This window comes from Mycobacterium helveticum, from assembly GCF_007714205.1.
Classification (GTDB): Bacteria; Actinomycetota; Actinomycetes; order Mycobacteriales; family Mycobacteriaceae; genus Mycobacterium; species Mycobacterium helveticum.
The window spans coordinates 1-11,259 of sequence record NZ_VMQU01000036.1 but is presented as its reverse complement, the minus strand read 5'-3'; the positions used below and the strand labels follow the sequence as shown (position 1 = coordinate 11,259).

General features: G+C 71.3%; 7 protein-coding genes and 1 pseudogene. 4 read left to right on the top strand and 4 right to left on the bottom strand.

The window, feature by feature from the left end; translation table 11 throughout:
• Positions 1–92: 92 nt before the first annotated feature.
• The 3 genes from FPZ47_RS10645 to FPZ47_RS10635 all read right to left on the bottom strand — a co-directional run bounded on the left by FPZ47_RS10645 (position 93) and on the right by FPZ47_RS10635 (position 3,263).
• Complete coding sequence (locus tag FPZ47_RS10645; protein ID WP_144951136.1) at positions 93–674, bottom strand: hypothetical protein; 582 nt, start codon at positions 672–674, stop codon at positions 93–95.
• 254 nt (positions 675–928) lie between these two features.
• Complete coding sequence (locus tag FPZ47_RS10640; RefSeq protein ID WP_144951138.1) at positions 929–2,068, bottom strand: adenylate/guanylate cyclase domain-containing protein; 1,140 nt, start codon at positions 2,066–2,068, stop codon at positions 929–931.
• Positions 2,061–3,263: an amidohydrolase family protein gene (locus FPZ47_RS10635; protein ID WP_342781071.1), complete on the bottom strand. Its 1,203-nt coding sequence runs from the start codon at positions 3,261–3,263 to the stop codon at positions 2,061–2,063. Before FPZ47_RS10635 ends, FPZ47_RS10640 begins: the two co-directional genes overlap by 8 nt.
• 104 nt (positions 3,264–3,367) lie before the next feature.
• Here FPZ47_RS10635 and FPZ47_RS10630 point away from each other — a divergent pair.
• Positions 3,368–3,862: pseudogene (locus FPZ47_RS10630) on the top strand (DNA-deoxyinosine glycosylase); the annotation flags it as partial.
• A gap of 105 nt (positions 3,863–3,967) precedes the next feature.
• Here FPZ47_RS10630 and FPZ47_RS10625 read toward each other — a convergent pair.
• Positions 3,968–5,368: an amidase gene (locus FPZ47_RS10625; RefSeq protein WP_144951142.1), complete on the bottom strand. Its 1,401-nt coding sequence runs from the start codon at positions 5,366–5,368 to the stop codon at positions 3,968–3,970.
• 71 nt (positions 5,369–5,439) lie between these two features.
• On the opposite strand from FPZ47_RS10625, the gene FPZ47_RS10620 reads away from it, so the two are divergent.
• From FPZ47_RS10620 to FPZ47_RS10610, 3 genes are all read left to right on the top strand, one after another.
• The gene (locus tag FPZ47_RS10620; RefSeq protein ID WP_144951145.1) at positions 5,440–6,603 is read left to right on the top strand and encodes a MalY/PatB family protein; all 1,164 of its coding nucleotides are present in this window, start codon (positions 5,440–5,442) and stop codon (positions 6,601–6,603) included.
• Positions 6,604–6,625: 22 nt separating this feature from the next.
• On the top strand, positions 6,626–7,060 hold the full coding sequence (locus FPZ47_RS10615; protein WP_144951147.1) for an HIT family protein: 435 nt from the start codon (positions 6,626–6,628) through the stop codon (positions 7,058–7,060).
• Positions 7,061–7,249: 189 nt separating this feature from the next.
• Positions 7,250–11,170 carry a bifunctional diguanylate cyclase/phosphodiesterase gene (locus tag FPZ47_RS10610; protein WP_144951149.1) on the top strand — a complete coding sequence of 1,307 codons (3,921 nt, stop codon included), beginning with the start codon at positions 7,250–7,252 and terminating at the stop codon, positions 11,168–11,170.
• Positions 11,171–11,259 lie beyond the last annotated feature (89 nt).

Genomic DNA, 11,259 nt, shown 5'->3' with positions numbered 1-11,259 from the left:
GCCTCCGCGCGTGCCGGCGGCCGGGTGGGTCGGGCTTGGGCTCAGGGCTGGCTTGGGCTCAGGGCTGGCTTGGGCTCAGGGCTGGCTTGGGCTCAGGGCTGAAGGTCCGGACCCTGCGCGCGCAGGTCGTCGACCGCCGTCATCGCGTCGCGCAGCTTGGCCAGCCAGTCCTCGGTGTGCTCGCCCACCAGCCTGACCGTCCAGGCGAGGGCATCGGCGCGCGACCGGGCAACCCCGGCGTCCACCAACGTGTCGAGCACCCGGCGTTCGGGCTGCTTAAGACGCGTCATCACCGGAACGGCTATGTGCGTGAACAGGATTCGCTCAGTACCTACCTTGGAGACGACCTCGACACCCCAGGAAACCTTGCGCCCGTAGCGATCCTGCGCCTCCTCGGCGATACGCATCCGCTCCGAACGGGTTTCCTCCCGGAAGCGCGACGCCCGGCCGGCCGCGCGGGCCTCGCTCTCCTCGCTGCCGGAGCCCTCGGGTTCGGGCAGCTTCCCGACGACCGTGATTTCCTCGCGGTCGACGGTGACCGTGGGATCGCCATCGAACCACCCGCCGGGCATGCGCCCGGCAAACCATTCCGCGGCGTCGCTCGCGTCCGGCTGCCGGGACTGCTGCCAGCCGCCCGCGCGACCGTGCCGGTGGTGTGTGTGCTGTGATCTCATGATTACATGATTACATCGTTGCAGAGATGATGGAACGACGTTCGCCGTCGGCGGAACTCCGGCGAACCCGCGCCTCAGACCTGGGAAAATCGTTGATCTCGGCGCGGCGACGGCGTATTTTCGGGAGTGAAGCAGGCCCGGAAGCGACCAAATCAAAGAGCCGGACGTCGGGGTATACAGCCGGCCGCGTAGCACCCGCGCATGACGGAGTTGCACGCCCCCAGCGTCGCCCGGGCCTGCCCATGCGGGACGGTTCAGCCGCTCCCACGGCGGATCCGGAAGAGTTTCACGTCGTTCCTGACGCCTTTGAGGCGGCGCGCCCCGGCGAAAGACCCGTCGAACTCGCCGGTGTCACCGACGGCCTCCCAGACCGAGTCCGCGGCGAGCACCGTGCCCGGGCGAGCCGCCCCCGTGATCCGGCTCGCCACGTTGACCGGACTGCCGAACCAGTCGCCGGCGCGGCTCACCGCCATCCCGGCGGCCACCCCCGCCCGCAACCGGGGGAAGTCGTCGTCTGTGTCGACGGCCTCGACGAGCTTCAGGGCGACATCGAGCAAAGGCGCGGGTTCGGGACAGACGAACATCACCGCGTCGCCGATCGACTTGACGAACCGCACCGGCGGGACCGCCACGTCGCGCGCGAGGTGGGCCAGCCGGTTGGCGAGGTGACCCAGCTCCTCGGCAGAGATGACCTCCCCGAGGCGGGTGAAGCCGACCAGGTCGGCGAACGCGACGGCCACCGGACGCGCTCCCGGCAGGGGCTTCCCGGCGGCCCGCTCCCCGGCGCTGACCGCCTCGGTCTCCATCATGTGGCGCAGCTGCAGGAACAGCATCTCCTGGATCATGGGGCTGAGCACCGGTGCGATCCGGCCGACCAGCTCCTTCGACGCCGTCGCGATCTCCACCTCGGTGATGCCGGGGCGCATGATCGCCGCCAACGCGGTGTAACGCATGACCTCGGCGGCGTGCGAAAGCCCCTCGGCGAGCACGCGGACGACGAGCACGACGTGCTCGGGATCCAGCCCCAACTCGACGAACCGCTGCGCGGTGGCGGCGGCTTCACCGTCGGCGCGCATGTGTACGACGGCATCCGGGTCGTCCACCCGGGCCAGGCCGATGGCGCGCTGGACACGCTGCAGCAGCGTCAAGTCGATGCCATGGCGCTCGCTGATCTCCCGGGCGGACACGTAGGTGCCGTCGTCGCCGATCAGGTGGCGGGTGGCCAGCAGCAACGGGGGGTTGGTGGTGCGGATCTCGTCGGCGCCGATGCCCTGCGCCAGCAGCCACCGCACCAGCTGCGCCCGCTCGGCGCGCGCGGTGCCCTCCAGACCGTCGAGGAGGTCGGCGATGTCCTGGTCGGCGGTGTGGTCGTCGGCGGTGTGGTCCTCACCCACGCCGGGCCACCCCCCGTCCGCCACGCCAGACAGCTTCGACGTCGCGGAGCGCGGCGAGGTCGTGCCGCACGGCGGCGGGGACAGCGATCAGGTCGGCGTCGTAACCTGTTGCGATACGGCCTTTCCGGTGCCCCAGTCCGCAGCTGGCGGCGGCCGCGGACGTGGCGCCGGCCAGCACCTCGGTGCCGGTGAAGCCGTGGCGGGACAGGTCCGCCAGGTCGTCGGGCAGCACGTCATGGCGTTTGGCGGGCTCGATACCGGCGTCGGTCGAAAAAGCGACGTGCGCGCCGGCGTCGACGAGCCGGCGGATGCTTCGCCGCACGCCCTCCATCAGCGCCCTGATCTCCTCCGGTGTCTCGGGCAGCACGCGGCCGATCGTGATCCCGCACCACACGCCCCGGCCGACGATCGCCTCGACAACTTGCGGGCTGGCGGCTACACCGGCCTCGGTGAGGAACGTGCAGTGCTCGATCCCGTCGACCCCCGCGGCGACCGCGGCCGCGATGCCGGCGGTAGCGTGGGCGTGCGCGGTCACCGGCAAACCCACACGGTGGGCCGCCTCGACGACGGCGGCCAGTTGGCCGTCGTCGTACTGCGGCCGCCACGGATCGGTCCCGACCGTGGTGAAGCCGCCGGTCGCCATGATCTTGACCCAGTCCACGCCGCGCGCGGCCCGCTCCCGCACCGCGTCGACGAGCGCCTCGGTGTCCTCGGCCTCCCCGCCCAGGTACCAGCAGTGCCCGCCGCGGCGGGTCAACGGTGGCCCGGAAACCAGCAGCTCCGGGCCCGCCTCCGCGCCCCGCGTGTAGTCCTCGCGCAGCGTGAGGGTCGCGAAGTCGCGGTCACCGAGGTCGCGCAGCGTGGTGATCCCCGCGCTCAACGCGGCCGCGGCGTGCCGGCGCGCCCGTTCCACCAGCGCGTCGCGGGGCTCGCGGGCCAGGTCTTCGGGATCGCCGTCGGGGTCCCAGCACAGGTGCGTATGCGCGTCCACCAGCCCCGGCAACAACGCCGCCCCGCCCAGGTCGACCAGCGGCAGGTCCGGCGGGCAGCCGGTGCCCGCGAAATCGACCGCGCCGATCCGGCCGTCCTCGACCACGACGGTCACCGGGCCGCCGTGAAAGCCATCGTGAAACCGGTAACCGTCGAACATCACGCCGGCGCGAATCGCGAGCCGTTCCCCCCGGCCCGCGGTCACGGCAGGACCGATACGGGAATCGTGATACGGCGAGTGAACTTTGCGGACTGCACTGCTTGGTCTTCCGACGAAGGCGGCTGTTATCGACAAAGATACAGCCCACAATGGTCTCACCAATTCTGCACGGATTGCCCCCGGTCGTCGGCGACCGACCCGCCGTCCTGATCCTGGGCTCGTTCCCGAGTGCGCTGTCGCTGACGGCGGGCCAGTACTACACCAACCCACGAAATTCCTTCTGGCCCAACATGAGTCGGCTTTTCAACTTCGACCCCGCGGCGCCGTACGAGGCACGGCTGGCCGTCCTGCGATCCCATGGGGTCGCCCTGTGGGACGTGCTGCACGCGTGCCGCCGCGTCGGCAGCGCGGACGCGGCGATCGATCCGCAAAGCTTGGTGGTCAACGATTTCGGCGAGTTCCTCGCCGAGCACCCAACCGTGGAGCGGGTGTACTTCAACGGCGCCAAGGCGGCCGGGCTCTACCGCAGGCTGGCGCCTACCGCGCAACACGTGCTTTACCACCGGCTGCCGTCGACCAGCCCGGCGCACGCCGTGCCGGTGGACGCCAAGCTGGCCGCCTGGCGGGCTGTCGCGTCGATCGCGAGTGCGGCGCAGCCGGGCGAAGCGGGTCGGCGCCATCGGGCTGTCGCGTCGATCGCGAGTGCGGCGCAGCCGGGCGAAGCGGGTCGGCGCCATCGTGCCGCCCCTTCATGACAGCGGCGGCCGCCGGTGGGCCCACGGCCGTGCCGTTTCGATCTGCGCGGACAACGACAGCAGCGTGGCCTCGGCGTAGGGCCGGCCGACGAGCTGCACCGAGAGTGGCAGCCGGTCGCCGTCGAAGTCCCACGGCACGGCCGCCACCGGTTGCCCGGTCAGATTCCAGATCTGCTGGTAGGGAACCCGCTGCGCCACCAGCAGCAGCGTCGACAGCGCGCCCCGGTGCTGGTAGGCGCCGATGCGCGACGGGCCCGCCGCGTTGCCCGGCGTCACGACGACGTCGACGTCGTCGAAGATCGACTGGATCCGGGCACCCAGTGCCGGTTCCGCGGCGGCGAGGGCGACCATCCGCCGGTCGGAGAAAAACGACCCCAGGCGCGCGATGTTGCGGGTGCGGGCCTCCATGCGCTCCGGGTGGGCGAGCGCGGCCGCGTCGTCGCTGATCCCGCGCAGATAGCGGGGCAGGTAGTTTGCCAGGATCGCCGAGGCCGGGTACTCGGGATCGCGCCGGACGACCTCGTGGCCCAGCTCGCGCAGCAGCGCGCCGGCCTGCTCGACCGCCGCCAGCTCCGCCTTCCCGACCCGCACGGGCAGTGGCGTCGGCACCTTGGTGCTCAGGGCGATTCGCAGCCTGCCGGGGTCGCGCCCCGCCGCGGCCACGAACTCCCCCTCGGGCCCGGGCGCCGCGGACTCGGTGGCCGTCGCATCGAGGAACACGGCCGCGTCCAGCACCGAGCGGGCCAGCGGTCCGTTGACGCTCAACCCGTACCAGGCGTTGTCGTGCGGTTCCAGGGAGATCCGGTCCCGTTGCGGTTTGAGACCGAACAGGCCGCACCAGATCGCCGGGATGCGGACGGAGCCGCCGCCGTCGGATCCCGTCGCCAACGGGGCCAGCCCGGCGGCCACCGCCGCCGCGCTGCCGCCGCTGCTGCCCCCCGGCGTGCGCATGAGGTTCCAGGGGTTCCGCGTGGCCCCGAAGGTCAGCGACTCGGTATAGGGAAACATCATCAGCTCGGGCACGTTGGTCTTGCCGAGGATGACCGCGCCCGCGGCGCGCAGGCGACGGACCATCTCGGCGTCGCTCGTCACGGCCGGGCCGTGGCCGCCGCTGCCGTACGCCGTCACCTCCCCGGCGACGTCCACGTCGTCCTTGACCGCGATCGGCACGCCCAGCAGCGGCAGCCGCTCGCCCGCGTCGAGCCGCTCCTGCGCGACGGCCGCCTCGTCACGCGCGCTGTCGGCCAGCACCACGCGGTAGCAGCGCAGCTCGCTGTCCAGGCGTGCGATCCGGTCGAGGTAGACCTCGAGCAGCTCCGGGGCGGTCAGGTCGCCATCGGCCAGCATCCGCGCCTGAGCGGCCGCGCCGGCGAAGGCGAGCTCGCGAGCGTCCATTGCGGCAGCATATCGGGCCGATCCGAGAGACCCGCGGCGCCGGGCGCGGCGGCGTGGTGCATATTCGGCCCATGCAGGATCAACTCTTCGACTCGTTGACCGAGGAACAACTCCGGAGCCGCAACACGATCAAGTGGAACTATTTCGCGCCGGACGTGCTGCCGCTGTGGGTGGCCGAGATGGACTACCCCACGGCACCCGCGGTGCGCGACGGGGTGCGGCGGTGTGTGGAGAACGAGGAGTTCGGCTACCCCCCGTTCACCGAGGACACACTGCCGAGGGCGACCGCCGACTGGTGCCGGCAGCGTTACGGCTGGCAGGTGCGGCCCGACTGGGTGCGCGTCGTCCCCGATGTCCTCAAGGGGATGGAGGTCGTCGTCAACTTCCTCACCCGGCCCGAGAGCCCGGTGGTGCTGCCCGTGCCGGCCTACATGCCGTTCTTCGACGTCCTGCAGGTCACCGGCCGCCAGCGGATCGAAATCCCCATGGTGCGCCAGGATTCCGGACGGTACCTGCCGGACCTGGAGGCGCTCGACGCCGCGTTCGTCCGCGGTGCCGGATCGGTGATCCTGTGCAATCCGAACAACCCGCTCGGCACCGCCTTCACCGGAGACGAGCTGCGTGCGGTCGTCGACATCGCGGCGGCGCACGGCGCCCGGGTGATCGCGGACGAGATCTGGGGGCCCCTCGTCTACGGCCGGCGCCACGTTCCCGCGGCCTCGGTGTCGGAGGCGGCCGCGCGGACCGTGGTCACGCTGGTGTCGGCCTCCAAGGGATGGAACCTGCCCGGCCTGATGTGCGCGCAGGCGATCCTGTCCGATCCCCGCGACGCCGACGACTGGGACCGGGTCAACATGCTGCACCGGATGGGCGCCTCGACCGTCGGCATCCGCGCGAACATCGCCGCATACCGGGACGGCGCGCCGTGGCTGGACGACCTGCTGCCCTACCTGCGCGCCAACCGCGACCATCTGGCTCAGACGCTGCCGGAGCGGGTTCCCGGGGTGACGGTCACCGCCCCGGAGGGCACTTACCTCTCGTGGGTGGACTTCCGCGCGCTGGGCCTGCCGTCGGAACCGGCGGAATACCTACTCGCCGAGGCCAAAGTGGCGCTGTCCCCCGGCATCCCGTTCGGCGCCTCGGTGGGCTCCGGGTTCGCCCGGCTGAACTTCGCGACCACCCGCGCGCTCCTGGACCGGGCCATCGACGCCATCGCCGGCGCGCTGCGCGCCTGAGCCGGCCGGTAGCGTGGGCGAGATGTCCTGCGTGTTCTGTGCCATCGTCGCCGGCGAATCCCCGGCCATCCGAATCCACGAAGACGACGACTACCTGGCGATCCTCGACATCCGCCCGTTCACCCGGGGCCACACGCTGGTGCTGCCCAAACGCCACAGCGTCGACCTCACCGACACGCCGCCGGAAACCCTGGCCGGCATGGCCACCCTGGGCCAGCGGATCGCGCGCGCGGCCCGCGCCACCGCATTGGCGGACGCGACCAACATGGCGATCAACGACGGGCGCGCCGCTTTCCAGACCGTGTTCCACATCCACCTGCACGTCCTGCCCCGCCGCGACGGCGACAAGTTCTCGGTCGCCAGGGGGATGCTGCTGCGCCGCGATCCCGACCGGGAAGCCACCGGCCGGATCCTGCGGGAGTCCCTGGCCCGCATCGAGGCGAGCCGGCAGGACTGAGAGCCCTATAACTGACAGCCCGATAACAAAGGCCCCGGGCCCATCCCGATCGTCGTTCTGACCGGTCGATAACTCCGGTCGATAACTGCGGAAACGCCCGGTGAGCCGCCGCGACGTTCTATTGTCGTGTAGCGCGCGGCCAAGCGCCGCCAGGGCTTCCTCGCGGTACGAAGTGGGGTGACGTAGCTGATGCAGCCGGGGACCGGCAGGCCGTGGGAGCGTTTGGTCCTGCCTGCGCGGGTCGGTTGGCTGCTCGTGGCCGCCTACGGCGGCGCCGAGGCGCTGATCGCGGCCTCGTGGATCTGGGGATGGCGGGGCCCGTACGGGACCCGGCCGGTCGACGAGATGGTCACGATGGCGTGCCGGTTGTGCACGGTGGCCTGCGCCGCCAACGCGGCCCGCCGCGCGACGGGCCGTAACCGATTCGGGTGGCTGGCCCTGGTCGCGGCCCTGCTGGGCAGGGCGGCGGAGGAAGTCCTGCGGCCAGCGTTTGACGTGCGGCCGGATCTCGACCACGCCACTCACCCCGCGGCAGCCGAAGCGGTGCTCCTGGTGTATCCGATCGGGGCCACGGCGGCGCTGCTGGCGTTCTCTCGCTTGTCGCGCAAAACGCCCCCACGGCTCGTGCTGGACGGCCTCATCCTGGCGACGTCGCTGTTCGTGATCTCCTGGGTGTTCGTCGTCGAGCAACAGCTCCGCGAGGAACGGGTCTCGCGGCTCGCCACGCTCGCGGAGGTGTTCAGCGACATCATCCTCGTGACGATCGCGATCTTGACCTTGTCGCGGGTCACCGCGACCGACGGGCCCCGGCGCATCCTGGTCCCCGCCGGTATCGGGACGGTCGGCCTCGCCGACATCGCCGTGATGTTCGGCACCGGGACCGGCTCCTATCACACCGGCGACGTGGGTGATGTGGCGCGCGTCGCCGGACTGGGTCTGTTGACGTGGGCGGCGCTGGCCGCTGTCCGCAACGCCCCGGCGCCGCCCTCGCCGGACGACGCCGTCTATCGCACCCGGTTGTGGCTGCCGTACCTGCCGCTGCTGCTGGCCGCCGCGGTCGAGCTGGGTCGCGCCCTGGGCCAGATGGAACACGGACCGCTGCTCGCCGCACTGGCGATCCTCGTCACCGCCGTGCTGGCGCGGCAGTTCGTGGTGCTCGTCGAGAACCAGCGCCTGCTGGCCGAGGTCGCCCGGGAAGCGTTCCGGGACAGCCTGACCGGCCTGGCCAATCGCGCCCGGTTCGTCCAGCGACTCGACGAGGCCATCGCCCGCGGCGCGCCGGGTGAGACGCCGATCGCGGTGCTGTGCCTCGACCTCGACAACTTCAAGCAGGTCAACGACGCCTTGGGGCATCCGGCCGGCGACGAGCTGCTCGTCCGGGTCGCCGAGCGGCTCACCTCGGCGGTGGACGAATCGGCCACCGTTGCCCGGCTCGGCGGTGACGAATTCGCGGTGCTCATCGAAGCGTCCGTCGAGGAGTCGCAGGCCGCGGCGCACCGGGTCCTGGACGCCTTCCGCCGCGAGATTCTCATCGACGGGGTTCCGTTGGACGTTCGGCCGAGCATCGGCTTCACCGTGGCTCCCGCCTCGTCGGGTTGCACCGTCGACGACCTGCTCCGCCACGCGGACCTGGCCATGTACGCCGCCAAACGTCAAGGCGGCCAGCGCGTCCACAGCTTCGTGCCCGATCTGCCCCTCACGGCCGCATCGCCGGCGGCCGTCGGACCGATGGTGTCGGCCGTCGAGGTCCCCCGGCCCCGCCAGGCCCGTGAGCTGTCGGAAGCAACCCCCGACCCGGGAGCCGCGGCAGCGTCGGCGCGTGAAGAGCCGAACGACCCCCCCGAGGGTATCCGGTGGCCACCGACGGCGGTCCGGATCGCCATCGGGGCCCTGGCGATCGGCGTCGTCGCCTTCACCGCGTTGAGCGCTCTCAACCGCGCGGGCCGCCCCGACGCCGCCTTCGTCGCGGGCCTCTACGCGGCGCTGAACCTGTCGGCGGCCGCGCTGGTGGCCGCCCGCGCTTTTCGCGTGACGGCAAACCGTTTTGCCTGGACGTTGATCGCGGCGGGCATGGCGGTGTCGGCGATCGGTGACATCGTCTACTCGGCATGGGTCCCCGACGGCCAGTCACCGTCGGTGGCGGACCCCGAATACCTGGCGTTCTACCCGCTGGTCTACGCCGGGCTGCTGCTGCTCATGCGGGCGCGCCTCAAGCGGGTGCCCGTCGCGGTCCGGCTCGACGCCGTGATCTGCGGATTGGCGATGGCCGCGGTGGCCGCCGCGCTGCTGGCGGGCCCCGTCCACACCGCCGCCGCCCGCGCACCGTCGACCGTGCTGGTCGGCCTGCTCTATCCGTGGGGCGATCTGCTGCTGTTGGCGCTGGCGGCGAGCATGCTGCCGATCCTGGGCCGGAAAAACGCGTTCCGCTGGGCTCTGCTGGTCGCCGGCGTCGTCCTGTTCGCGGCGGCGGACACGGTGTATCTGTTCGAGACCTCCGCGCGGGCGTACCGCGTCGGGACGGCGCTCGATGCGTGCTGGCCCGCGTCGTCGCTGCTGGTGGCGGCGGCGGCCTGGGCGCGATCGTCGAAGGAGGCCCCCGCCGGGAAGCGCGGGCTGGGCCCCTACGCCGTGCCCGTCTCGTGCACCGTCGTGGCGCTGGCGGTGGCCGTGTTGGGTCACGCGTCACAACTGGCCACGGCGCTGGCCGCGTCGAGCCTGGTGGTGGTCGCCGCCCGCTTCGCGGTGACATTCCGGGACGTCAGCGTGCTGGCCGAGAACCACAATCGCGCCATGACTGACAGGCTGACCGGGCTGCCCAATCGCCGCTCCCTGGTCACGGTCCTGACCGAGATACCGGCCCCGCAGCCCGCGCCGGCGACCCGGGTCGTATCGCGTCGCGCGCTGCTGCTGTTGGAACTGTACGAGTTTCACGAGATCAACGGCTCGATCGGCGCCGCGTTCGTCGACGAGCTGTTGTGCCGCATCGCGAATCGACTGGGGAAGACCATCCGCCGTGACGACCTTTTCGCGCGCGTGGGTGACAGCCGATTCGCGATCCTGCTGGCCGAGGGCACCGACCTCATCGCCGCGCGCGCCCAGTCCGGCCGCCTGCTCGAGTCTTTGAGCGAGCCGTTCGCGCTGGACCCGATCACCGTGCGGGTCGACGCCCGCATCGCCATCGCGCTGTGCCCCGACCACTGCGAGCGTCCCCAGGAGCTCCTCAACCTCGCCGAGGCGGCGATCCCCCACGCCAGGTCGGCTGTCAGCAAGATCGCCGTCTACGAATCGGCCTTCGAGCTGTATCGCGACAACGACCCCAACCTCATCGAGGAACTGCGCGCCGCGCTGAACGACGGTGACGAACTGTCGTGTCACTACCAGCCCAAGATCAACCTCGACGGCAACGTTCACAGCGTCGAGGCGCTGCTGCGCTGGCAGCATCCCAACCGCGGTCTGCTGCTGCCGGCCGAATTCGTACCGGCGGCCGAACGCGCCGGGCTGATGCGCAAGGTCGCCGACCGCACGCTGAACCTCGTCCTCGACCAGATGCGGTCCTGGCGCGCGCAGGGCCTCGCGCTGACGGTCGCGGTCAATCTGTCCACCACGAACCTGCTCGACCTGGACCTGTTCGGCACGATCGAACGGCTGCTGCGCACCCACGGCGTGCCCGCCGAGGCCCTGATCATCGAGATCACCGAGAGCACCCTGATCGACTCCGTGCGATCGCGCCACACCGTCGCCTCGCTGCAACGCCTGGGCATTCGCATCTCGCTGGACGACTACGGCACCGGATGGTCGTCGCTGGCGCGCCTGCAGGACGTCTCGGTCGACGAGCTCAAACTCGACCGGGTGTTCGTGGCGCGCCTCGCCCACGACCCGCGATCGGTGGCGATCGTGCGGTCCACGGTGGCCCTGGCCGACAGCCTGGGCGCCGACCTCGTCGCCGAGGGAGTCGAAGACGAGATCACGCTGGGCGCGCTGCGGCGCTACGGCTGCACGATCACGCAGGGCTTCGTGCACAGTCGGCCCCTGCCGGCCGACGAGCTGCGGTGCTGGATCGCCGCCCACGCCGCGGCCGCACGCGTGGTCCGGCAGCCGGCGGAGTCCTAGACCCGCGGAATCCTAGTGGTGTGTCTCGCAAATAGATAGCGTGTCGTTCGGTATTCTGGTGTGATGAGTGCACCAGCTGCGGCGTTGCC

Excerpts from the sequence above, each read along its gene's own strand:
- FPZ47_RS10645 (WP_144951136.1), bottom strand. The coding sequence starts at position 674 with ATGAGATCACAGCACACACACCACCGGCACGGTCGCGCGGGCGGCTGG.
- FPZ47_RS10625 (WP_144951142.1), bottom strand. The coding sequence starts at position 5,368 with ATGGACGCTCGCGAGCTCGCCTTCGCCGGCGCGGCCGCTCAGGCGCGG.
- FPZ47_RS10620 (WP_144951145.1), top strand. The coding sequence starts at position 5,440 with ATGCAGGATCAACTCTTCGACTCGTTGACCGAGGAACAACTCCGGAGC.
- FPZ47_RS10615 (WP_144951147.1), top strand. The coding sequence starts at position 6,626 with ATGTCCTGCGTGTTCTGTGCCATCGTCGCCGGCGAATCCCCGGCCATC.
- FPZ47_RS10610 (WP_144951149.1), top strand. The coding sequence starts at position 7,250 with ATGCAGCCGGGGACCGGCAGGCCGTGGGAGCGTTTGGTCCTGCCTGCG.